This is a genomic window from Verrucomicrobiia bacterium (assembly GCA_035946615.1).
Lineage (GTDB): Bacteria > Verrucomicrobiota > Verrucomicrobiia > Limisphaerales > UBA8199 > DASYZB01.
The window spans coordinates 1-23,754 of record DASYZB010000128.1 but is presented as its reverse complement, the minus strand read 5'-3'; the positions used below and the strand labels follow the sequence as shown (position 1 = coordinate 23,754).

Sequence of the window (23,754 nt, the reverse complement as noted above, 5' to 3'; positions counted from 1 at the left end):
AAATCCCCTCTCGCTGCTGTTTTGTCCCTTGTCAATAGGGCGGGAAAGATTATTTTACTCTTATTATGCAAGTCACTTATCTGCCCGGCCGCCCTCTATTTGCGTTTCCGTCAGCCCGTCACCTTATTTTCCTTGCGTTATTCCTGTTGGAGCTGCTCCCTGCCGTCGCCCAGGTCAATGTCCTGACGTATCATGAGGACTTCGCCCGAACGGGGCAGAATACGAACGAAAACGTGCTCACACCGGCCAGTGTGAATGTGAACACGTTCGGCCAGTTGTTCAGCTACACGGTCGATGGCTATTTGTTCGCCCAGCCCCTCTATATTTCTGGCCTGGTAATCCCGGGCCAAGGCGCGCACAACGTCGCTTTCGTCGCCACGGAGCATAATAGCGTTTATGCGTTGGATGCCGACAGCAATGCCGGGCCAACTGGCGGCGTGCTTTGGCAGGTCAACCTGGGCCCTTCGGCGGCGACACCGAACAATGATTTTGGCAACCGTTACGGCCCCTATCATGACATCGATCCGGAGGTGGGCATTACCGGCACGCCCGTAATCGACCTGGTCTCCGGCACGATCTACGTCGATTCGTTCACTCACGATGGTCCGGGCGCCTATCATCACAGCATCCATGCCCTCGCCCTTACCAATGGCGCCGAACGGGCGTTCAGTCCGGTCACGGTGACCGGCTCGGTGACCGGCACAGGTATCGATAGCGTTGGAGGGGTTGTGACTATCAACCCAATTTCATTGCAACGCCCAGCCCTCTCGCTCCAAGGAGGCGTCTTATACGTCTGCTACTCGGGTTATGCGGATACCGACCCGTATCACGGCTGGGTCGTCGGGTTCAATGCGGCGAATCTGCAACAACTGGCTGGTTTTGTGTTCAATACCACCCCGAACGCGACAATAGCCGCTTTCGGACAGAATGCCGGCGAAGGTGGTCTTTGGATGAGCGGCAACGGCCCTTCATTCGATTCCTCGGGGAATCTCTATTTCGAGGTAGGCAACGGCAGCTTTAATGCAAACACCCCAGGCGGCACCGAATATGGCGACAGTTTCGTCAAGCTCTCCAGCTCGGCTGGATTGGCTGTTGCCGATTATTTCACGCCCTATAATCAAGCCACGCTTGCCGCCAACGACACCGATCTTGGCTCAGGCGGCCCCTTTTTACTGCCGGACTCCGTCGGAAGTACCGCCCATCCGCATCTGATAGCGGGTTGCGGCAAAGAAGGAACCATTTACCTCCTGGACCGTGATAATATGGGCAAATTCAATTCGGCCAATAATTCTCAAATCGTTCAGGAGTTGGGCGGGGCAGTGGGTGGCACCTGGAGTTCCGGGGCCTATTTTAATAACCGTATTTATTATCAAGGCAGCGGTGATGTATTGAAATGCTTTTCAATCAGCAACGCCCTCATGAGCACTTCGCCGGTTTCCCAGTCCGGCGCCTCTTTTGGTTATCCGGGAGCCACGCCGGTCCTTTCCGCCAATGGCACCAATACGGCAATAGCCTGGGTCATACAAAGCGATGGGTATCCTGGCAACCCCGCCGTGTTGCATGCCTATAATGCTTACAATCTGAGCCAGGAACTCTATAATAGCTCTCAGAATCCCACGCGCGATACCATGGGCAAGGCGGTCAAATTCACTCTCCCCATTGTGGCTAATGGCAAGGTTTATGCCGGCGCGCAATATTCCCTCTCGGTTTTTGGCCTGGGAAACTTCCTGGCCGTGCCGACCATCACACCTGACGGTGGCGTTTTTACCAACTCCGTCGCTGTATCGCTGGCAGACTCCACCTCGGGCGCTGCGATTTATTATACGCTCGACAACTCCACTCCCTCGACTAATTCCACTTTGTATTCAGGCCCCTTCACCATTACAAATACCACGGTAGTGAAGGTGCAGGCATTCAAAACCGGCTTTGTCCCCAGCACCGTCGTTGCCGCCACTTTCCTCAACAGCGCCTCATTGACTATCGCCCCGGGCTTCTTCGAACAGGATTTCTACTCGGGCGCCACCCGCGCCGATCTCGAAAACCCGGCCTTTTCTTCTCCGCCCACCTTTACCAATTACGTGGCCGCGCTCGAAACGCCCTCCGGGCAGGGTGACAACTATGCCGAGCGCGTGAGCGGGTTTTTTATCCCTGCGCAAACGACGAACTATGTGTTTTTTGTCTGCTCGGATGACGACTCGGATTTATTTCTAAGCACGGACAGTTCGGCGGCCAACAAACATTTAATCGCTGCGGAGACTGCCTGGTCAAATGCGCGGGAATGGCTCAGTTCAGGCGGTGGCAGCGTGGTGGCCTCCAAGCGCTCGGACCAATTCACCGGAACAACCTGGCCGGGCGGCAACACCATCCACCTGACCGCTGGAACCATGTATTATATCGAAGCGGTCCATCACCAGGGCACCGGTGGGGACAATCTGGCTGCTACATTCAAATTTGCCGGCGCGCCTGACCCGGTCAACGGCTCTCCACCCCAATTGACAGGACAGCAGATTGCCAGTTTCTCATTCGATAACGCCTACGTTACCATTGCCGCTTCTCCTCAGAACACATCCGCGTCCCAAGGGGGCAGCGCCACCTTCAGCGTGAATGCCGCCGCCGCGTATTATGGCGGCGGCGCAGGCGGCCCCCCCCGCCCCTCGAGTACCAATGGCAATCGGCCGCCCCCGGCTCGAGTGTGTTCACGAATATCCCCAATGCAACCGGCAGCTCTTTTAGCACTCCTCCCCTCGGATTGAGCGATAACGGCTCGCAATTCAGGGCTCTTCTGGCCACAGTCGGTTTCAACACCAACAGCGGCATCGCCACTCTCACTGTCATTGCCGATACAAACCCGCCCGTGGTTTTAGCGGTCGGCGCTTTCCCCGGCTCGACCCAGGTTGGTCTGACCTTCAACAAGGACCTCGATGCCGTCAGCGCCTCAAATCCGGCCAATTACAAGGTCAACGGCGTAGCGGTGTCGTCCGTCATCATTCGAACCAATGTCGCCAACGAGTTGACCAATGAAAAGAACCTCGTTTCCTTGAGAGCCGCCTCCGCTGTCAACGGCGCCTTTACAGTCACCGTTTCGGGCGTAAAGGACCTCTCTGGAAATGCGATGGCGTTGACGACAATCGCAGGGACCCTGATTCAGCTTACAGACACCGATATCGGTTCGCCTGGCGGTGTTCCTGGAGGGCCGGACCCGCTAGTGGCCGGAACAGTCACACACTGGGGTCCTGGCTCTTTTGATGTCCATTGCGGCGGCAATGATTACTGGAATAATGCCGACGGATTTAACTTCCTTTGGGAACCCAAGACCAACAGTTTTGATGTGAAAGTCCGCGTTCTCAGTGTGCAAGGCATAGACAACTGGTCTGCGGGCGCCATCGAGGTGCGCGAAGGCCCGGTAACAACCAATGGCGGCGGGTGGGAACTGGCGCGACATTATTTCTGCAAGGTCGATTACGGTGGGCCAACTACGGCTCTGGATGGTAGCGGCGGCGGCGCCAATACCTACGAGTTCAACTGCCGCCTCGCCCCGGGCGACCCGACGATACGCGAGACGGGCAATAGCGGGCCCGGCGAAACTTATACCTGGGGTGGAACCGGAGCGGGCAACACTAGCCCTGTGCCCTATCCAAATGCCTGGATTCGCATCGCCCGCGTCCGAAGCAGCGATGGCAGCAGCGATCATATGATGGGCTACAGTTCCGGTGACGGCACCAATTGGAACCTGCGGGAGGACGTGGACTTAACCGATTCGGCTCACGCAGGATTCCTGACCAGCGCCGGCACAGCCGCAGGGCCGTGGCCGTCGGTTTGTTACGTCGGCTTGGGCACCTGCTCGCACACGGGAGTTGGAAACGGGAATGGGATTAATAACGCAACCGGGCTGCCTTACGAGGCCTGGGTCATCTATCGCAATTGGGGCGATACCTTTCCCGCCGTGGTAAATCCCACTTTAAGTTTCCTCAAGAACGCCGATGGCACCCTCACGCTGACTTACACGGGCAACCTTTACTCGTCAGGCACCGTGAATGGGACCTACACGCTCGTTCCAGGCGCCGTTAGCCCATTTACTGTGAATCCTCAGACAAACGGGCCCCCCGCCATTTTTTACCGGGCGGGGCCGTGAGCTACGGGTGAAGGATGGATGCAGGACTGCAATGCTCGCATTGCACAGCGGGTAGGATTCGTTGGGTCAGATTCATTTGATGGATGCGCTGGCGCCGTTCCGGCAGGCAGACCGGGCAGATCGAGAACTGGTCGAGGTCCCATGTATCGGCGAAAACCCTGACCTGTGCGCGCTTCAGGACCTGTTCCAGCGCCTGTTCGAGCGTGGCCAGACGCGGTGGACTGAATTCGCCGTCTTGCATCAGGGCGTCCATAGCCCCATTTCCAGCGCGTGTCGGTATGAGCGTGACCACCTTCACGCCACAATCAAAAGCGAATTCAGCGGTTTTCAACGCCCATTCTACTGCCTCCTCTTCTGGAAGGAACGGAGGCTTGACCAGGACAAAAGCGCGCGCCGAAATCCCTTCTTTGACCAGGAACCTCGCCGCGCGCGCGAATTGTTCCAGGTCGAATCGCTTATTTAACCGAGGCAAGACCAAGGGGTGGACGGTTTCCAGCCCCATCGCCACTTCGAGCGAGCCGTCCAGCAGGTCCCGAAACCTCAAGGACCTCTCCCCAATTAAGCGCGGATGCGACTCCACAACGACATGGTCAACGGCTGCAATCTTTTCGGCGATGGCGGGATAATCGGCCACGGGAATAGCGGCCATGTCGAAAAAACTGCCACTATTGTAGAGCTTGAGTTGCTCAGGCGCAGCGCCCAATTGAGCCAAGGCCAGCTCGATTTGCTTTGGGATCGCCCCCGGGGGAGTGGGTCCGTCGAGTGACTGTTTCCATAGATCGCACATCAGACAGCGCCAGGGGCACTCCTTATTGGCAAGCAAAATCACCGCTGAGGAACGGACGCGTCCCGAGTCAGCGCATTCCTCTTCCAGAAAAACTCCGCGTGGCTTGAAGGGGTCGATAGGCGCATTCCTTGCTGGCCGTTGGCCGAGGACCCATGCTGAATCAAGCGGCAGGCTTGCATTCATTGCGTGTTGGAAAAGGAATCGGCGCCGAGGAGTTTGTGTCCTCCGGTAAATGACTCAGGGATTTATCAGGACTTTCGAGGACAAGAAACGAGGATGAGGAATGATGATTTCGGCTCTCATCCCTCATCCTTAACTGTACATCGCCAAGAATTTCTTCCTGTACTCCGATTCCTGCCCCGAAAATTGGCCGCGCAACGCCGTGGCCGCAATCGCCCCATGCTGGAACCGGCGTTTGGTATAAACCGGCATGTCCAAGCCGGTGATTGCTTTTATTCCTCTGGCGACAATGTCTCCTTTAAGCGAGTAGAGCTTATCCACCGATAGGGCGGTCAGCGCTGCGAACGGAATGCCCTCGGCCACGGCTATCACCTGCGGACGCGTATAAGGGCTAAAGCCCTCGAACCCGTGGCGTCTGCCGGGTGTGTAAGTGCGCGCGTAACTACGGCTCAAGCCGCCGCTGTAGGTTAGCGAGTGTTTGATCCGCCCAACCCCCCAGCCTTCCTGATACAACATCAAATTGTTTACCACGCTGCGAATCGTCAGCTCGGGGTTCTCCTCAATCGGATAGTCCTTGAGATTCTCGTCTCCCCCATCTCCATCCAGCAGGAATTTCCAATTCGGGTAGCGGTTGCGTATTCCACGGCAGAGCGCCAATCCCATCGTTGCGCACTCGACATCCAGCGCCTTGTAGTCTTCGAGCACCCGCAACGTCTCAGCGGTGTCAATTGACGCCAGGTCCGCCTCGATTGGCTCAAAAAACATCTCCAGCCCCAATCGGCTCAGGAATTCGCGCGCCTGTCCCAAATCCGGGCCTCCGCCAAGATCCAAAGTGAATGCCTTGAGCCGGCCTGGATTCATCCCTAAGCGGCGCAATGCATGATATGCCGCCAGAAAAATCGAGCCACTGTCAATGCCACCCGAAAAAGCGACCCCGATTGGTTCGCGTTCGGGTATTTGCCGCAGCCACTTGGTCATTTCTTCCATGAGGGCGCCGATGTAACGGCGGCCAATCTCGTCCAAATCCGTTGGCAAGGCATCGCGGCGCGGCGTGAAGAAGCGGGTGTAGGTTGGGTCGGGGTCGGGGCAGCCGACCAGGTGAATCTCGACAACATAATGGGCGGGCACCATCCGGGTGTAACTGGGATGAAACTGGGCAGCCAGACCATCGGCCTGGAGTTGTTGATAAATCGCATCGATACGGTCGGCAACGATCAGCGCGGGGCCTTCCTGGCGCTTGGCCAAAAAATAGCGCATTGGCCGGTCCAGCGAGCGCGCCATGCGCACCTTCTTGCCGTCGCGCGCCAATAAAGCAAATGAACCCTCAATCTCACCGATGCCGGCAGCCGGTTCGCGCAAGACCCGCTCGCGCGCCTCATCGATGGTCATGTTGATAATGCGATTAGCTGCCGGGTCGAGCAGATCAATCACCCGTTCCAGGTATTCGTTTTTCATGGATGCAGCTAGACTAACCCCTCCGCCCCCATTGCGCAAATTTTCAAAACGTCGCGTGAATTCACAAAATTCGTGTCTCGTGCTCAGTTGGCAGGTGGTGTCCCCATTGCAGTTTCGCCGCAAAGGTCGAGAACTTATGTGGTGAAAGGAAAAGTTATGAACACAGCAAAAATGAAGGTGAGCGTTCTTGGTCTGGCGGCGGCTCTGGCGGCGCCATTGGCCCTGGCCCAGAACACACACGGCCAAATCCAATCCAGCACGGCTGGCCAGAACGCGATGAGTTCGACAAGCGAGATACGCTTCAGCCAAATGCGGGATGCGACCGTTAAATCGGAGGATGGAAAAGACGTTGGGAAAGTGCAGGATTTGCTCGTTAATCCGCGAACCGGGAAGATTCAGTGCGCGGTGATTGGCAAAGGCGGCTTTCTTGGGATAGGAGAGAAGCTGGTGCCGGTGCCATGGAATGCGATTTCTTCCGCTTCAGGAAAAGAACTGGCGCTAAACATGGATGCGCAAAAATTGAAGGGCGCGCCGACGCTTGAGAGGGATTATTCGAATCTGAATACGCCGGGGTTCCAGAGCCAGGTTCGGGAATTTTATTCCGGCGCTCCGTCTGCAGTTGGCGGCAGCGAAACCCCGGGTGGCATCCAAAGTGGCTCGAGCAAAAGCCCCACCAAACCTTAGAGCTTTCCCGCTGAAACCAACCGCTGGTTTATTGGGCCAGGACGCGCCAGAACTTGGGGGCCGAAGCAGGCAGCGGAATCGAAATATCCTGCGGGTCGGAGGCCAGGGTCAGGGTTTGGAGCGTCGTCCAGGTGATGGCGTTGGGGGAATCGGCTTGTTGGATTATATGGTCATGGCCTATGTCGCCGCGGATGGTCAGGCGCAAGTTCGCACCGGCGCAGACCAGCGAGAGTTGCGGGGGCCGGGGTTGGGCAAGGGCATCGCTCAGATCAGGAATGCCATCATGGTCCGAGTCGTTGACATCCTGGATGGTGAGAGTCCAGGACCGGTAGTCAGCGCTGTTGGCGAGGATTTGCCCTGTGTACCACGAAGGACGCGATGGGTTCCTGGTCAGAATGCTCGCGGAGAAGTCCAGCGATGCGTTACTGTCGGCGCTCCAACTGCCGGCCTGGAGCGTCAGCACGTTGAAGGGATCGGCGTCTGACTTAACCAACCGGGCCTCGCCCTGCATTTGGGCGGCCGCACCGCCGGTTTGGCCCAGCAAAACTGAGCCCGCCACCGAACTTGAACCGGGGCTATAGGAGAGCGTGCCGGTGTATTCAACCAACTCGAAGGTATGGTGAAACGGACCGAGCGGCCCCAACATGCGGTCATCCAGGGTAATATCGCAAGACCCACTGGTGGCTCCGGCGATCCGGAACCAGACGGCGGTCACATCATCGTAGCCCCGAGCACCCCACGGGTCAGGGTATTTCCCGTGGGTCGTTGTCGATACGGCCTGGCTGGAGTTCAGGAAATCATTCAAACCATCGCCGTTGGCGTCATCGAGCGAGGGGACATCGAGATAGATGACGGTAGTCGAGGTGGACATCGAAACGTCCTCGAGGATGAGATAACTGCCGTAGGGGGCCGGGGCGGGCTGGGCGACTGGCAGAAGCTCACCGTCGGCTTGCCGGATGTCCTCGGTGTAAAAGCTCGAGAAATACAAATAGAACTTCCCACCCAGGCCGCAATCGCATTTGCCCGGATACATGCGGAGGGAATTGTTATACAGCCGGAGCAGGGCCGTTTGGGAGGCCTGGGCGGTCCACGTGGCTGCCCACAGGCCAAATAGAAAGATAAAGAGCTTCGTTTTCATATCCTTTTAATGGTTGAAACGGATCGTGGCTCAGGAGAGGCCTCCCGGCGGCCCACACAGGGTAGAATAGCAAAGAGCGGTGACTTTGAAAGAAAAAAATGAGAGCGCACAAGGATTTCAGTCGTGCGAATTAATGGAAGTAGCCAATCAGATTGTGCCGGGAAGGAATGCCATAACCGGACCCCAGGGAAGTTGGGAATAGAGGGGATTACTACAATCGAGGGAAACATCGAGGTGCTGGAATGTGCGGGGCAGGTTCAGCCATCCCTTCGGGACTAATGGGGCTGCAACATCCCTCCCCAACGCTGAAGCGTTGGGCTATTTTCTGATGTCCCTCCGGGACAAACCAGAGGATCCGCAAATTAGGCCCCAAGAGACAATCCGACAATCCCATCCCAGCTCAGACCGATGGCCAGGTTCACTTCGGTTTGGGGGATTTGTTCGTTGCCGGGGCCAGTCTCAATTGCTCGGCCAAAGCCGCATTCAATCGCTTACGGTACCCTTCGAACGCGGCCCGGCCCGGGCGAGTCAACCGCACCAGAGTCTGCGGCACTTTCCCGCGATAAGTCTTCTCGATTTCCACGTGGCCGGCCTCCTCGAGTCGAGCCAGATGGCTCGAGAGGTTGCCCTTGCTTTGCCCGGTCTCTCGCAGCAGGTACAGAAAGTCGCACTCTTCGACCGCCGCCAGCAGCGCGACGATCATCATCCGCCCCGGCTCGTGAATCACCCGGTCCAGGTCCGCTATGGCGCGCAGTTGTTCGTTCATGGCGCGTCAGCGGAAGGAACCGGGTTGCGCCGCATGAAGAGAGCCAGGGTGATGGCGCCGGACAGTAGCCACACCCCGCCGAGGCACAACATGACCGGGAGCACTGGGTTGAATATCGTGGTCATCGAGCCTGGGATAACTGGCTGGGGAATGGCGGGGGCAACCAGGACCGGCACGAGGAGCATCGCGGGCACGACACACCACTTCCATCGGTTCGGCTTGAGCACCACCCCGCTGCCCATGAAATAAAGGGCCACATTCGTCGCCACCAGGAAACATGGCATGCCCAATTGGGACCAGTGGATCTCCGCATGGCGCGTGGCCCTCTTGCTCCAATACATCAGGCCGAACACGACGCCGAATACCAGCAGCGGCAGACCAATGAACAGGCCCAGCAACGCGCCCTTCACCAGGCGGAGCTGCCTGCGACCCGAGGCCGTTTGCTTGAGGCCCTCCGTAATCAGCTTGGCGTCATAAGCGGCCGATACGGACTTGGGTTTCGAGATGACTTTCGGGCCGAGGTAAATTGTCACTGCGACGCATACGAGTAGTTTGACGCCGTTCAGCACGATGCTGTGGATGTCCCCACCCGCCCCGCTCTGGTTGAGCGCGCGATGGATTTGCGATGTCAGTATGAAGGTCAGGCTGATAGCGAACCCGAGTGCCCCGCCGAAGATTATGAGCAAAACGAGGTGGGCCAGCTTCGGTTCGTTGGGAGTGGTGACGTAACCGGTCCGCGGCCAGGTGATGAACCTCTTGATCATCTTAGGGACCGCGTACGCGGCAAAGGCCCCAGCCAGGAGCGGGAGAAAACCAATCCAGGAGGTCCAAACCGAGAACCAGCGGGACTGGATCAGCAGAGTGTTCAAATAAGGGCCGAGGCCAGAAAGGAGGATGAATACGGCCCAGCCCAGCTCAAGGCCACCGTCCTGGATGGCGCGGAGGGCAGGACGGAGCATCTGGGTTTGGAGGGCGGCGAGGTCGCGGGCTTCGGGACTGTTGGAGAGGGGTTCCGAGTTGGCATTCATAGCAAACCAGTTTGCACCACAAACTAGTTTGTGTCAACACCAATCTCCCTCTTGGCCACCGACCCTGAAAAGGAGTCGGCCGAATACCAGGGCTACGTTCGAGCGAATAAATTTGTGGCCCTCTCCATCTGCTCAATCGTCATTGCCATGGTCCGTAATTTAACCGCCCTGCTTTGCTAAACTCAAGCATGGTTGCCGAACAGCTTTTCCGTATCCGCCACTAGTATGTCATTGTATGACGCTTGACCAATGTAAGAGAACAGGCCACTCTCTCAGGCGATGTTCAGCAAACCAGGTTCTACCAGGCCCTGCCGCCGAGGTTCAACCCTCATCGAGCTGCTCTGCTCGGTGGTCATCATCGGCATGCTGGTCGCCATGCTCATGCCGGGGCTGGACCGCGGCCAGGCCAAGGTTCGTCAGTTGAAATGCATCAACAATCTTCACCAGCTCGGAATCGCAGAAGTCGATTTCGCGCTCGAACACGACGATAGGTTCCCGGTCCAGGTTTCGACCAACCTCGGCGGCTCAGGCGAATTCCTGCAAGCGGGCCGGATGGTCAACGGCGAGTTTTATTTTGCCTATCACCACTTTCTGCCTCTTGAACCGGTGCTCCAAACCCCTAAAATCCTGCGCTGCCCCGCCGACGACCGCCCCGCAGCATCCAGTTTCAGGGATTTGCGCAATACAAACCTAAGCTACTTCGCCGGCTCGGTCCCTCAGTGCGGCAAGCCGGACTCTATTCTGGCTGGGGACCGCAATGTCACGCCCGCCTCGGGGAGCATCGCTCATCTCGGCGGCACCTACACGCTGACATGGACGCGGGAATTGCACCGGTACAAAGGCAATGTGCTTTTTGCGGACCGGCACGTCGAGCAGCTCAAAGAACTATTTGCGATGACAAACACCCGCCCGCCCGTGGAATTGGTATTACCTTCCGTGCCGTGAACACAATTGACCTGAAAAGGTCAAACAAGGGTGGATGAAACCCGCGCTCCTGATAAGGCATCCTCCGGTTCAGAGGGTGATTGGAAAGAGAGCCATTTGGTTTACCTCAATATTCTCTGCTGGCTCGGGGTGCTGCCTTTTTTTGTGGCGTGTGCCAGCCATAGGCCGCCACCAGTGAGCGGGACTGCCGATGATAAAGTCTCTCTGGCTGGGGTCGAGCCCGGCCTCGTCCTGATTACCCCGGTTGCACGTGCGGCGGCGATCAGCTTCGACCCACCTAATGGCCGGCTGCAATCCGCCCGTGAAGGCGCCGGTGATGCCGCGCGCAAAGTGATGAATACCCCTAACCTTGGCAATCCGCAGATCGAGGCTGCCGTTGGGGCCTTCGAATTTGCCCTGGCCCCATTCGCTGCCGCCTATGGGGCAATACAAGCCGGGCATCAGCGGCTTCCAGCAGATAAGCTTTCGGATGCGCAGCGCGACTTGGCGCAAGCCATGAATTCCAATGCGGGTTCGGAGGCTCTGTGCCAGAAGGTGGGGGAAACCGCCCGGCAAAAGACCCATCGCCTGATAGTTTGTGGCAAGTCAGCCTCTGCAGCGCCTGTAGGCCATACGCCGGTGAGCGTGATCCTTGAAGTTGCAGTCGAACAACTCCAGCTAAGGACTGTGAAAGAGGGCAAAAAGGATTACTGCCTTGCCATCCAGGCGCGGGCGCGGCTGCTTAGGGCTACGGATGGGGCGGTTCTGCTCGATCGGACCTACCATTACCAGAGCGGCACGGCCTTGTTCATCGACTGGGCCTCGTATGAGGGACTGAAGAATGTAGCTCAAACTGGATATCAATCCATTGCCGACCACATTACGGACGACATCTTCCGGGCGGATTCTCAACCGCCGCTCTTGATTGGTCCCGGGCAGGAGCACTTGCGGGTCAAAGCCGTGCCAACGGATGGTTCTGTGGCAAGTCGTGTGCCTGGCTCTTTGCGGCCAATGCGCCTTGGCAGGACTCGAAGCCATTTGGCTTTGCGGGATGCTACCGGGCCTTGGAACTCAAATGGCTATGGCGGCTTGCGCGGTATGAGGCTTCAAAGAATCTGGGAACAGCGTTCAGTGGGGACCGCTGTATTCCAGTTTGTTAGTCTCCAGCAGGACAAGGCGACTTCCATCGAGATTCGCACCGGCAATGCCGATCAGAACCTCTCCATTCAGAGTCCCACTTCCGCCGGCGACAATTTGGGGCTTCCAAGCGATACGAAGTGGGCACTGGACGGATTGGAGTACGACCGTAATGCAGTGGTGCAATTTGTTTCCTGCCTTGCGGCTGTGCCGCTGGGCCTGTGGGAACAAACCCTGGGGGCGTTTGGCAGGCATTCGCGGGAGAAGACCCAGAAGCTGGCCAAATCCTTGAGCGTCGTCGCGGACCGGGGCCACCTGGAAGGCGCGTTGGCGGATGAACTCGCGCGGCGCCTGCGCTCGCAGGCGGTCACCCGGGTCAACCGGAGCGAAGAGCCTTTGAGCTTTGCATTCGCAACTCCAGCCGAAGCAAACGGGAGCGGAACAACCGCGGCGGAGGCCTCTGTAAATAGCAAAATCGCGATCGAGATTCAGGTAGTGAATGCAAAATTGGTTGGAAAACATCAGAACAGCCGGTTTCGATCCTTGGCGGTGGAGGTCCAAGCAACGGTCCTGCGGACCTCCGATGGCCAGGATCTCTATTCGCGACGGATTTGCTACCGAAGCTCGCCGAAAAAGTTGAAAGACTGGGCAGCGTCAGACGCCAAGCTATTCCGCCAGGAACTGGATGCCTGCTCGCAGAGAACGGCCCAGGCCATATCGAGTGAGCTGATCGGACACCAATTTGTCGCGCCCAGTAGCCGCTAAGGGCCTGTTTTAAAACTGCGGGGGGCTTTTCAGTCGAAATCCGAGCAGCTCATGAAATAATGGCAGCGGGGACACCGCAGCTTGCATTTCTCGTTATGCAGTTCGTGACCACACCGGGGGCACCAGCGCCAGGGTTCACCCTCAACCTGTTCAGCCTGTTGAGACTTTGGAATCGGACAGCTTTCCTTACCCTGCTCGACGGGCTTCATGAACGCCTGTCCAGAGTTTAAGGCGAAACCTGCACCCTGAAGAAGAGTTGGGCCCAATCGCCTACATCAAAATACTGCTGATAATCCATCACGCTGTTTGTTGCAGTGAAAGGTGCGCGACTCCAAAAGCGGCAAACAAAAGCGCAGCCGTGGAGAGTGTCCGTATCCTCATAGGTTTTTCTCCTGTTTGTTCTTCTTTAATGCTGAGAGACATTCTATGAAAGCCCGGTTGGTGTGTCAATTCCAACTTATAAGTATGATTCCTGGATTGGAACCAGCGAGGGCGCGAGCGCGGTGGTGCGGTATGCTGGTGGTTGCGGGCGGCGCCTGACGGCTCTACTCGTCGCAATGATGCGGTTCAGTTGCAGGATGGGAGAACTGCTAGGCGGTTCGCGGTCATGCCGTTGCCATTTGCCACGTGCGATAGGAGCCGGTGAGATTGCGGGCGCGAAAGCCCCGCTGCATCAACATCCGGCAGGCAAAATAGGAACGCTGCCCACTCTGGCAATGCACGATGATCTCATGGTCGCGCGGCAGCTCACCTGCGCGCTGGCGCAGTTCGTCCAGCGGGATATGGATCGAGCCTGGAATGAAACCTTTGGCGCGTTCGTCAGCCTCCCGGACATCCAACAAGAGGGATTGCGCCGGGTCCAGGGTGGCCACCTCGGTCCACTGTGCAAGCCGGACATCTCCGTTGAGGACGTTTTGTGCTGCCATTCCGGCAAGGTTCACCGGGTCCTTGGCCGAACCATAGGGCGGAGCGTAGGCCAATTCAAGCTCGGCCAGATCGTGAACCGTCATGCCTGCCTTGAGGGCTGTGGCCAGCACATCGATGCGCTTATCCACACCGTCCCGGCCAATCGCCTGGGCGCCGAGTAATTTCCCTGTGTTTGGGGCGAAGAGCACCTTCAAAGCAATGGCCCAGGCGCCTGGATAATAAGCGGCGTGCGAACCTGGATGCAGATGGATTGAATGGTAAAGTATCCCGGCTTTTTTGAGGTTCTTCTCGTTGGCCCCCGTGCAGGCGGCCGTCAGCTTGAACAAGCGCACAATGGCGGTGCCAAGGGTCGATTCATAAACTGAGTCGCGGCCAAAAATATTATCAGCGGCAATTCGGCCTTGGCGGTTAGCTGGGCCGGCCAGCGGGATGAGGCTGTGCCCTTGGGTGACGGCATCCTGCACCTCGACGGCGTCTCCAACGGCCCAAATAGAAGGATCACTGGTTTGCATGTGGCGGTCCACTTGAATCCCTCCGGAATGCCCGAGAGCCAACCCTGCTTGTTTCGCCAGGGTTGTCTCTGGACGCACACCCAAGCCTAGCACAACCAGGTCGGCAGGAAACCGTTTGCCGCTCTTGAGCACCACGACTGAGGCCAGGCTTTTCTCGGCTGGACCAGGGGCTTCAAAGGCAGCCACTGCATCCTGGAGAACCAGTTCGACACCGTTGGCGCGCAATTCGGCGTGCAACCACGCCGCCATTTCCGGGTCCAGAGAGGCCATAACCTGCGGCAGCGCCTCGACTACCGTGACGGCCAACCCGCGTTGTTTGAGTTGTTCAGCCATTTCCAGTCCGATATACCCGCCCCCAACAACCACCGCCCGGCGCACCGGGCCGGCTTTAATCCACGCCCTTATTTTCTCCACATCCGGGATATTGCGCACGACAAAGTGTCCGGCGCGCTCGATACCCTGGATGGGCGGCTTGAGCGGCGAGGCCCCGGGCGCCAATATCAGCGAGTCATAAGCCTGGTGGTATTCCCTGCCGGCGGCCAACTCGCGCGCCTTCACCTGTTTTGTCCGCCGATCGATTTGCACAATCTCCGACTCGACGCGCACATCCAGGTTAAATCGGGCCCGCAAACTAGCCGGCGTTCTCAATAAAAGGTCCTGCGCATGGGTGATTTCTCCCCCGACATAGTACGGCAGGCCGCAATTGGCAAACGAGACATGCGGCCCGCGCTCGAAAAGGATGATCTCCGCCTCTTCAGACAACCGCCTGGCCCTGGCCGCCGCGCTGGCGCCGCCGGCCACTCCACCAATAATCACGATTCGCTTTGCGCTCATTTCTAAAGAGATGGAGCCGGATGGCAACGGAAAGTTACAGCGCCCCTTACAAACGTGTAATCTCCCGGAAAGGCTCCCGTCATGGCCCTGGGTGTCTATTGATTCAGTTGGAGAAACTAGAACAGAACACATATTGGAGAAAGCGAACATGAAACGGATTTTTACGCGTATAGGCAAGCCGCTGCCCATTCTGGCATTGGGCGGGGCGCTGTTACTCACCGGTTCGGTTTGGGGCTTCGAGCACAAACCCGCAACCGAAGGCAATGGCAAAACACTGAATGTGCCAATGGATGAAACTGCTGTGCCGCGCTCGGCGGGTCCTTATGAAAGCTTCGCGCCGATAGTCAAAAAGGTGGCGCCAGCCGTGGTGAAAGTCGTCGTCACGGCATCGTGCGCGGCCAACCTGCCGGACCAGCAATGGCCCGGCTTTGACGATCCGTTCTGGCGCCATTTCTTTGGCGGGCCGATGATGCCCCAGCGCCAGATGCCTGCTCCGCTCGAACACGGCCTCGGTTCAGGGGTCATCGTGACCAAAGACGGTTATATCCTGACCAATAATCACGTCGTCGATGGCGCCAAGGACGTGCAGGTGACCCTGCAGGACGGGCGCGAGTTTACCGCCAAAGTCATTGGCCGGGATTCCAAGAGCGATATCGCGGTCATCAAAATTGATGCAGACAATTTGCCCACCGTTCGATTCGCGGACAGCCAGAAGGTGCAGGTGGGCGACATCGTGCTGGCGATTGGCAATCCATTTGGCGTCGGCCAGACGGTTACCCACGGCATTGTTAGCGCGACAGACCGCGGCGGCATGGGGATTGAGGACTACGAAGACTTTATCCAGACTGACGCCGCCATCAATCCGGGCAACTCCGGTGGCGCGTTAGTAGATGCGGATGGACGGCTGATCGGCATCAATACCGCCATCCTGAGCCGTTCCGGAGGCAACCAGGGCATCGGGTTTGCCATTCCGTCAGACCTGGCCCGCTCGGTGATGACGAGCCTGGTCGAGTATGGTCATGTGACGCGAGGTTACCTGGGAGTAATGATCCAGGATGTCACCCCCAGCCTGGCCAAGGAATTCAACCTGAAGCAAAACACAGGCGCCCTGGTGGGAGACGTGCTACCCAACGGTCCTGCTGAGAAGTCCGGCCTCAAAGACGGCGACGTCGTGCTGGAATTCAACGGCAAGAAAGTGCCTACTGGCCGTGACCTTAAGCTGACGGTAGCCGAGACTAAACCTGGCTCCAAAGTGCCGGTTGAAATCATCCGCAATGGCTCGACGAAAACAATCGACGTCACTGTTGGCCAATTGCCCGGCAGCCAAAAGCTTGCCCAGAACAACAGCCGCGACACCGGCACTCTGCAGGGTGTCGGCGTGAGCGATCTCAACAGCCAGGCCCGCCAGCAGTTCAAAATCCCCGAGACGGTTCATGGCGCTGTTGTGACCCAGGTGCAGCCCAATTCGGCAGCCTCTCAAGCGGGTCTCAAGACGGGCGACGTCATCGAATCGATAAATCGTCATCCGGTAAAGGATGCTGAGCAGGCGGTGCAGTTGACCGAAAATGCAAAAGACAAACATACCTTGTTGCGGGTCTGGAGTGACGGGGGCAGCCACTACGTGGTAGTGGACGAAAGCCAGACTGGCTAGCTTAATTAGAACCTCTGTTCATACGGCAGCCCTCCCGCGTTCCTGGTGGAATGCGGGAGGGCTTTTTATTGGGGAGGGATGAACAGGAACTCTTACCCTTGCTCTTGCTCCTACTCTTACTCGATGCGGTTGAAATGGGTACGAGCAAGAGCAAGATTGGGAGGAAGACACCGTCCAGCCTAAACTACGGGAGGCTGGTTTCGCCCATGAGGTAGCGGTCGCATTCGCGGGCGGCGCCGCGGCCTTCGTTGAAAGCCCAAACCACAAGGCTCTGGCCACGGCGACAATCTCCCGCAGCGAAGACGCCTTTGACGCTGGTGGCGTACTTTTCGAATTCGGCTTTAATATTGGTCCGAGCGTCTCGCTCGATCTTGAGGGCATCCAGCAGCCGCTGTTCCGGGCCGAGAAAACCCATCGCCAGGAGGACCAGTTGCGCGGGGCGATCCTGCTCGGTTCCGGGGACTTCTTTAGGCACGAACTGGCCTTTGTCGTTTCGTTCCCAGGCAATTTGTACGGTGCGGATGGCCTTGACCCAGCCATTCTCATCGCCGATGAACTGCTTGGCCGTGGTGAGATAGACACGCGGGTCGGCGCCGAATTTGGCGGCCGCTTCCTCCTGCCCATAATCCAGGCGATAGACCTTTGGCCATTCGGGCCAGGGATTATCCGCAGCCCGCTCCATGGGCGGGCGCGGCAGGATTTCGAGCTGGACCAGGCTGCGGCAACCTTGGCGCAGAGCAGTGCCGACGCAGTCGGTGCCGGTATCGCCTCCGCCAATCACGATGACATCTTTGCCTTCAGCCGAGATGAAGTTGCCGTTGCGGTGGCGGTCCAGCAGGCTGCGGGTATTGCCGGTCAGGAATTCCATGGCGAGATGAATGCCCTTGAGCTGGCGCCCCTCGACAGGCAGGTCGCGGGCCTTTGTGGCGCCGGTGCAGAGGATGACCGCGTCGAATTGCCTCAACAGATTCTCGGCAGGATAATTAACGCCAACTTCCGTGTTGGGGGCAAACTTGACCCCTTCGGCTTCCATTTGCCGGATGCGCCGGAACACGACTTGTTCCTTATCCAGCTTCATGTTGGGAATCCCGTAGGTGAGCAACCCCCCGACCCGGTCGGCGCGTTCGAACACGGTGACGCCGTGGCCGACCCGATTAAGCTGCATGGCAGCGCACAGGCCCGCCGGCCCCGACCCGATGACGGCCACGTTCTTCCCCGTGCGCACCCTTGGCATTTTAGGGGCAACCCAACCCTGCTCCCAGCCCCTATCGATGATAGCGCACTCCAAATTCTTGATTGTGACGGGGGGCGCGTTAATGCCCAGGACGCAAGAACCTTCGCAAGGGGCCGGACAGACACGGCCAGTGAACTCGGGGAAATTGTTGGTCTTGTGCAGCCGCTCGAGGGCTTCCTTCCAAAGACCGCGATAGACTAAATCATTCCATTCTGGAATCAGGTTGTGAATCGGGCATCCCGAGGCCATCCCGCTGAGCAAGGTGCCCGTGTGACAGAAGGGAATGCCGCAATCCATGCAGCGGGCCCCTTGTTCGCGAAGTTTGCTTTCCTCCATGTGGAGGTGGAATTCATTCCAATCGCGAATGCGTTCGGTGGCGGCGCGGTCCAGCGGCAGTTCGCGCAAATACTCGATAAATCCGGTCGGTTTGCCCATCGTGTGTTTCTTAGCAAATCAAGGGTTCGAGGGGGAGAGAAATCGGGGCTCAGCCGCCGCCGATGCGCGCGGTATCATGGGCGTTCTCCTCGAAAGCAGCCATGATGGCCTGTTCGCCACTCAGGCCGGAATCCTCGATGCGCTTCAGGGATTGGAGTACGCGTTTGTAATCTTTGGGCATGACTTTGACGAATTGCGGGATGACTTGAGGCCATTTGGCCAGCAGCATCGCCGCCCGTTCGCTGCGGGTATAGGTTTGGTGCCGTTGAATCATCTTCCAGACCTGCTCGATTTCGTCTGGGGCTTCCAGTTTTTCGAGTGAGACCATCTGGGGATTGCACCGGCGGGCGAAATCGCCTTTCTCATCCAGCACGTAAGCCACTCCACCCGACATGCCGGCGGCGAAATTGCGCCCGGTCGGGCCCAGCACCAGGACTCGGCCACCGGTCATGTATTCGCAACCATGGTCGCCGATGGATTCAACTACCGCTGTCACACCGCTGTTGCGCACGCAGAAACGTTCCCCGGCCATGCCGCGAATGTAGGCCTCGCCACCGGTCGCCCCATACAAGGCAACGTTGCCGATGATGATGTTCTCTTCCGGCACGAAGGTTGCGCTCTGGGGCGGGTACACGATAATTTTGCCGCCAGACAGGCCTTTGCCCAGGTAATCGTTTGAATCGCCTTCGAGGAAAAAGGTCATGCCCTTTGGCATGAACGCGCCAAAGCTTTGGCCGGCGCTGCCGGTAAAATGAATCTCGATGGTGTCCTCGGGCAAGCCCTCGGCGCCAAAGCGGCGGGTGACTTCGCTGCCAACGATAGTTCCCACGACACGATTGACGTTGCGAATAGGAAGCACGGCAACCACTTTTTCCTGCCGCTCGATGGCGGGGGCGCACAGGCGCAACAGGACGGTATTATCGAGGGCTTTTTCCAGACCGTGGTCCTGGGGGACCTGGCAGAAGCGCCCCACATCGGTGGGCACCTCGGGTTGGAAGAGGATTTTCGAAAAGTCCAAGCCTTGCGCTTTCCAATGTTCGAGGGCTTTCTTGACCTCGAGTCGATCGACGCGGCCAATCATTTTGTTCATTTGGCGGAAGCCGAGTTGGGCCATCAATTCGCGGACCTCGAGGGCAATCATGCGCATGAAATTGACCACATGCTCAGGCTGGCCGGCGAACTTCTTGCGCAACTCGGGGTCCTGAGTCGCCACGCCGACCGGGCAGGTGTTCAAGTGGCAAACGCGCATGAGGATGCAACCCATGGCGACCAGGGGCGCAGTGGCAAAACCAAACTCTTCGGCGCCCAGCAGAGCGGCGATAACGACGTCGCGGCCAGTTTTCAACTGGCCATCGGCTTCGACAATGATGCGCGAACGCAGGTCATTGAGCACCAGAGTCTGGTGAGTTTCGGCCAAACCAAGTTCCCAGGGTATGCCGGCGTGTTTGATACCTGTTTGGGGTGAGGCGCCGGTGCCGCCGTCATAGCCGCTAATGAGGACCACATCGGCATGCGCCTTGGCGACTCCAGCGGCGATGGTGCCCACCCCTACCTCGGCGACCAACTTGACGCTGATGCGGGCGTGGTGATTGGCGTTTTTGAGGTCATGAATCAACTCGGCCAGGTCTTCGATGGAGTAAATGTCATGGTGCGGCGGTGGGGAAATCAAGCCAACCCCGGGCGTGGAGTGGCGCACTTTGGCAATCCACGGATAAACCTTCTGGCCAGGCAACTGGCCGCCTTCGCCGGGTTTGGCGCCCTGGGCCATCTTGATCTGGAGTTCTTTTGCTTTGACCAGGTACAGGCTAGTGACGCCGAAACGGCCAGAAGCGACCTGTTTAATGGCGCTGTTTTTCGAGTCGCCATTGGGCAGAGGGACGTAACGGGCAGCGTCCTCGCCGCCTTCGCCGGTGTTGCTCTTGCCCCCAATCCGGTTCATGGCGATAGCCAGTGTTTCGTGGGCTTCCTGGCTGATCGACCCGTAACTCATCGCGCCGGATTTGAAGCGCTTCATGATCGTTTCGACCGGCTCGACCTCTTCGATGGGAATGGGCTTGCTCTTCTTGAGGTCGAGCAAACCGCGCAGGGTGCAGTGGTTCTTGCTCTGCTCATTAACCAGCGCCGAGTAGTCCTTGAAAACCTTGTAGCTGCCGGTGCGGACGGCGGCCTGAAGCTTATGGATGGTCTGTGGATTAAACAGATGGTACTCGCCACTTTCGCGCCACTGGTACTGGCCGCCCGTTTCCAAAACATGCCCGTTGACGGACCGATCGGGGAAGGCGCGCTTGTGGCGGAGCAGGACCTCCTGGGCAATCACTTCAATGCCCACGCCCTCGATGCGCGAAGGAGTCCAGGTGAAATACTTGTCCACAAATTCTTTTTTCAACCCAACGGCTTCGAATATCTGCGCGCCCCAATAGCTTTGGATAGTCGAGATACCCATCTTCGAGATGACCTTGACGACGCCTTTGACTGCGGCCTTGAGGTAATTCTTGCATGCCGTTTTGTGGTCCATCCCGGTCAGCAGCTTCTGACGCAGCATATCGTCGAGCGTTTCGAAGGCCAGGTACGGATTAATCGCGCCGCAACCGAATCCGATCAGCAGCGAATAATGATGGACCTCGCGCGGCTCGCCTGTTTCAAGGACCAGCCCCACGCGGGTGCGGGTGCCTTCACGGATCATATGATGATGCACGCCAGCGACGGCCAGCAGGGACGGGATGGGCGCCCACTCCTTATTGACACCGCGATCGGAAAGGACCACGACATTATAACCGTCCCGGATAGCCTGGTTAATCTTCAGGAACAGCTCGTTCATGGCCTTTTCCAGCCCGCCCGGGCCTTCGGCCACTTTGAAAAGAATGGGCAGCGTAATCGATTTGAAACCGGGCAGGTCCAAATGTTTGAGTTTGGCGAATTCCTCGTTGGTGAGGATAGGGGATTTGAGCTCGATGAGACGGGCGTGTTCGGGCCCCGGTTTGAGCAGGTTGCACTCCGAGCCGATGGCGGTCTCGGTGGACATGATGATCTCTTCGCGGATGCAATCAATGGGCGGGTTGGTGACCTGTGCGAAGAGCTGCTTGAAATAATTAAATAGCAGGTGGGGTTGATTGGAGAGAACCGCCAGAGGCGTATCGGTTCCCATTGATCCAACCGCTTCGTTGCCATCGCGGGCCATGGGGAGCATCAGGATGCGCAAGTCTTCAAACGTATAGCCAAAGGCCAATTGCCGCTGGGTGACACTTTCGTGATCCGGTTCGGGAAGAATCCCGGGGTCAGGCACGTCAGCCAGGCGAATCAGGTTTTCATCGAGCCAGGCGCGATAGGGCTGTTCGGTGGCGATCTTGTGCTTGAGTTCTTCGTCGGCAACGATGCGACCTTCCTCGGTATCGATCAGGAACATGCGGCCCGGCTGTAATCGGCCTTTCTGAAGAACCCGTTCGGGCGGCACATCCAGCACGCCCACTTCGCTGGCCATAATGACCAGGTCATCTTTGGTGACGTAATAGCGCGAGGGGCGCAGGCCATTGCGGTCCAGCACCGCCCCGATCTTCTTGCCGTCTGTGAAGGCGATTGAGGCGGGACCGTCCCACGGCTCCATGAGGCAGGAGTGGTACTCGTAAAAGGCCTTCTTCTCCGGGCTCATGCTCTCGTGCTTGGTCCAAGGCTCCGGGATCATCATCATCATCGCGTGGGGCAGCGAGCGTCCGGACAGAACGAGCAACTCGAGGCAATTGTCGAACATAGCGGAGTCGCTGCCGTCAGTGCAGACAATGGGCAGGACCTTTTTAATGTCGTCACCGAACAACTCGGACTCGAACATGGCCTGGCGCGCGTGCATCCAATTGGTATTGCCGCGCAAGGTATTGATCTCGCCATTGTGAGCCATGTACCGGTAAGGATGGGCCCGATTCCAACTTGGGAAGGTGTTGGTGCTGAAACGCGAATGGACCAGCGCCAAGGCCGATTCCATCGCCGGGTGCGACAGGTCCGGATAATACTCGCTGAGCTGCGTGGTCAGGAGCATCCCTTTATAGACCAGCGTTTTGAAGGAAAGGCTCGAAATGTAAAAGAACTCGCCTCCAGCAACCTTGCCCGAGTAGCGGATGGCATTTTCGGCCCGTTTGCGGATGACATACAGCTTGCGCTCGAAGGCCATGTTGTCCGAGACCTTCGAGTTACGGTCAATGAAGACCTGGCGCATGAGTGGTTCCGAGGTTCGAGCGGTGGCCCCCAGGGAATTGTTATTGGTCGGAATCGTGCGCCAGCCCAGAAGGCGCTGGCCTTCCTCGGCGATAATCCCGGCAAAGACCTTCTCGCACTCGGCGCGCTGCGCGCTATCGGGCGGCAGAAACACCATGCCCACGCCGTACTCGCCTGCTCCAGGCAATTTGACCTTCCCTTCTTTGGCAACCAGCTTAAGAAACTCGTGCGGCGGTTGGATGAGAATGCCGGCGCCGTCCCCGGTGTTGGCCTCACACCCGCACGCCCCGCGATGGTCCAGGTTCAGCAGGACCTTGAGGGCCTGTTGAATAATGCCATGGGACTTGCGGCCCTTGATGTTGACCACAAATCCTACACCGCAGGCCTCATGCTCGAATTGCGGGTCATACAGCCCCTGCCGCCCAGGGGCTTTGCTCCGCCAACTCCGACTGCCGTCATCGTTCATATCTGATTTGCCCGAATTTCTTAGGGAATCACGTCCCCGCCTGAATCACACTAAAATTTAAATAGTTTTCACCCAATTGCTTGCCGGATGCAATACTTCATTTTGGGAATTTTGGGCAGCCTTGAACCCTTTTTGGGAGGCAGGGCCGGCGCGCCGCGCTTTGCCGTACCGGGGGCGAAAGTTGGGTCAGGGTTTCGCCACCGTCACAGGCAGAGAGGCGAAAAACGGCGCGGACTTTCGTCCGCGCCGTCGTTCCGCTTTACCCCCGAGCATCCTCTACTACACGTCATAGTAGAGGAAAAACTCATATGGATGGGGCCGGAGGCGCAAGGCGTCATGCTCCTTGCGTTTGGCCGCTATCCACATGTCCAGAAAATCCGACGTGAACACGTCGCCCTTGAGCAGGAACTCGTGGTCTTTCTCGAGGCAATCCAGGGCCTCACCCAGGCTCCCCGCCACATTGGGCACCTTCTTCAACTCTTCGGGCGGCAGTTCG

The 23,754-nt window shown here is 58.0% G+C and carries 16 protein-coding genes; 7 read left to right on the top strand and 9 right to left on the bottom strand.

The window, feature by feature from the left end; genetic code table 11:
* Positions 1 to 65: 65 nt before the first annotated feature.
* Complete coding sequence (locus tag VG146_18755) at positions 66 to 2,753, top strand: chitobiase/beta-hexosaminidase C-terminal domain-containing protein (protein HEV2394395.1); 2,688 nt, start codon at positions 66 to 68, stop codon at positions 2,751 to 2,753.
* The gene (locus tag VG146_18750) at positions 2,750 to 4,132 is read left to right on the top strand and encodes an Ig-like domain-containing protein (protein ID HEV2394394.1); all 1,383 of its coding nucleotides are present in this window, start codon (positions 2,750 to 2,752) and stop codon (positions 4,130 to 4,132) included. The genes VG146_18755 and VG146_18750 overlap by 4 nt, the downstream gene beginning before the upstream one ends.
* Before the next feature lies 1 nt (position 4,133).
* Here the strand turns inward: VG146_18750 and VG146_18745 are convergent, their stop codons facing one another.
* A complete protein-coding gene (locus VG146_18745) occupies positions 4,134 to 5,102 on the bottom strand; it encodes a radical SAM protein (GenBank protein HEV2394393.1) in 969 nt (322 codons plus the stop codon).
* A 129-nt stretch (positions 5,103 to 5,231) separates the two neighbouring features.
* Positions 5,232 to 6,554 (bottom strand): asparagine synthase-related protein, encoded by a 1,323-nt coding sequence (locus VG146_18740; GenBank protein HEV2394392.1) that lies wholly within the window; start codon positions 6,552 to 6,554, stop codon positions 5,232 to 5,234.
* Between the two features lie 156 nt (positions 6,555 to 6,710).
* Here VG146_18740 and VG146_18735 point away from each other — a divergent pair, with 156 nt between their 5' ends.
* Entirely contained in the window at positions 6,711 to 7,238 is a 528-nt protein-coding gene (locus VG146_18735; protein ID HEV2394391.1) for a PRC-barrel domain-containing protein, read from the top strand.
* Positions 7,239 to 7,266: 28 nt separating this feature from the next.
* On the opposite strand, the gene VG146_18730 is transcribed toward VG146_18735, so the two are convergent.
* The 3 genes from VG146_18730 to VG146_18720 all read right to left on the bottom strand — a co-directional run bounded on the left by VG146_18730 (position 7,267) and on the right by VG146_18720 (position 10,170).
* Positions 7,267 to 8,376 carry a hypothetical protein gene (locus VG146_18730; GenBank protein HEV2394390.1) on the bottom strand — a complete coding sequence of 370 codons (1,110 nt, stop codon included), beginning with the start codon at positions 8,374 to 8,376 and terminating at the stop codon, positions 7,267 to 7,269.
* Between the two features lie 418 nt (positions 8,377 to 8,794).
* A complete protein-coding gene (locus tag VG146_18725) occupies positions 8,795 to 9,142 on the bottom strand; it encodes a transcriptional regulator (GenBank protein HEV2394389.1) in 348 nt (115 codons plus the stop codon).
* A complete protein-coding gene (locus VG146_18720; GenBank protein HEV2394388.1) occupies positions 9,139 to 10,170 on the bottom strand; it encodes a hypothetical protein in 1,032 nt (343 codons plus the stop codon). The genes VG146_18725 and VG146_18720 overlap by 4 nt, the downstream gene beginning before the upstream one ends.
* Before the next feature lie 30 nt (positions 10,171 to 10,200).
* Between VG146_18720 and VG146_18715 the strand changes: the two genes are divergently transcribed.
* From VG146_18715 to VG146_18705, 3 genes are all read left to right on the top strand, one after another.
* Positions 10,201 to 10,350: a hypothetical protein gene (locus VG146_18715; GenBank protein HEV2394387.1), complete on the top strand. Its 150-nt coding sequence runs from the start codon at positions 10,201 to 10,203 to the stop codon at positions 10,348 to 10,350.
* 99 nt (positions 10,351 to 10,449) lie between these two features.
* On the top strand, positions 10,450 to 11,115 hold the full coding sequence (locus VG146_18710; GenBank protein ID HEV2394386.1) for a type II secretion system protein: 666 nt from the start codon (positions 10,450 to 10,452) through the stop codon (positions 11,113 to 11,115).
* 30 nt (positions 11,116 to 11,145) lie between these two features.
* Positions 11,146 to 12,996, top strand: coding sequence for a hypothetical protein (locus VG146_18705; GenBank protein HEV2394385.1), 1,851 nt, complete (start codon positions 11,146 to 11,148; stop codon positions 12,994 to 12,996).
* Positions 12,997 to 13,601: 605 nt separating this feature from the next.
* Here the strand turns inward: VG146_18705 and VG146_18700 are convergent.
* Positions 13,602 to 15,269 carry an FAD-dependent oxidoreductase gene (locus VG146_18700; GenBank protein HEV2394384.1) on the bottom strand — a complete coding sequence of 556 codons (1,668 nt, stop codon included), beginning with the start codon at positions 15,267 to 15,269 and terminating at the stop codon, positions 13,602 to 13,604.
* A 148-nt stretch (positions 15,270 to 15,417) separates the two neighbouring features.
* Here VG146_18700 and VG146_18695 point away from each other — a divergent pair, with 148 nt between their 5' ends.
* Positions 15,418 to 16,920: a DegQ family serine endoprotease gene (locus VG146_18695; protein ID HEV2394383.1), complete on the top strand. Its 1,503-nt coding sequence runs from the start codon at positions 15,418 to 15,420 to the stop codon at positions 16,918 to 16,920.
* A 184-nt stretch (positions 16,921 to 17,104) separates the two neighbouring features.
* Here VG146_18695 and VG146_18690 read toward each other — a convergent pair whose 3' ends face one another.
* From VG146_18690 to glnA, 3 genes are all read right to left on the bottom strand, one after another.
* On the bottom strand, positions 17,105 to 18,589 hold the full coding sequence (locus tag VG146_18690; protein ID HEV2394382.1) for a glutamate synthase subunit beta: 1,485 nt from the start codon (positions 18,587 to 18,589) through the stop codon (positions 17,105 to 17,107).
* 49 nt (positions 18,590 to 18,638) lie between these two features.
* Complete coding sequence (gene gltB / locus VG146_18685) at positions 18,639 to 23,258, bottom strand: glutamate synthase large subunit (GenBank protein ID HEV2394381.1); 4,620 nt, start codon at positions 23,256 to 23,258, stop codon at positions 18,639 to 18,641.
* 279 nt (positions 23,259 to 23,537) lie between these two features.
* A partial coding sequence (glnA, locus tag VG146_18680) for a glutamine synthetase (GenBank protein HEV2394380.1) occupies positions 23,538 to 23,754 on the bottom strand: 217 nt, incomplete at its 5' end.

Bases quoted from the DNA above. Each gene is read 5' to 3' on its own strand.
- VG146_18755 (HEV2394395.1), top strand. From the start codon at position 66: ATGCAAGTCACTTATCTGCCCGGCCGCCCTCTATTTGCGTTTCCGTCA.
- VG146_18745 (HEV2394393.1), bottom strand. From the start codon at position 5,102: ATGAATGCAAGCCTGCCGCTTGATTCAGCATGGGTCCTCGGCCAACGG.
- VG146_18740 (HEV2394392.1), bottom strand. From the start codon at position 6,554: ATGAAAAACGAATACCTGGAACGGGTGATTGATCTGCTCGACCCGGCA.
- VG146_18735 (HEV2394391.1), top strand. From the start codon at position 6,711: ATGAACACAGCAAAAATGAAGGTGAGCGTTCTTGGTCTGGCGGCGGCT.
- VG146_18730 (HEV2394390.1), bottom strand. From the start codon at position 8,376: ATGAAAACGAAGCTCTTTATCTTTCTATTTGGCCTGTGGGCAGCCACG.
- VG146_18725 (HEV2394389.1), bottom strand. From the start codon at position 9,142: ATGAACGAACAACTGCGCGCCATAGCGGACCTGGACCGGGTGATTCAC.
- VG146_18720 (HEV2394388.1), bottom strand. From the start codon at position 10,170: ATGAATGCCAACTCGGAACCCCTCTCCAACAGTCCCGAAGCCCGCGAC.
- VG146_18710 (HEV2394386.1), top strand. From the start codon at position 10,450: ATGTTCAGCAAACCAGGTTCTACCAGGCCCTGCCGCCGAGGTTCAACC.
- VG146_18700 (HEV2394384.1), bottom strand. From the start codon at position 15,269: ATGAGCGCAAAGCGAATCGTGATTATTGGTGGAGTGGCCGGCGGCGCC.
- VG146_18695 (HEV2394383.1), top strand. From the start codon at position 15,418: ATGAAACGGATTTTTACGCGTATAGGCAAGCCGCTGCCCATTCTGGCA.
- VG146_18690 (HEV2394382.1), bottom strand. From the start codon at position 18,589: ATGGGCAAACCGACCGGATTTATCGAGTATTTGCGCGAACTGCCGCTG.
- gltB (HEV2394381.1), bottom strand. From the start codon at position 23,258: ATGAACGATGACGGCAGTCGGAGTTGGCGGAGCAAAGCCCCTGGGCGG.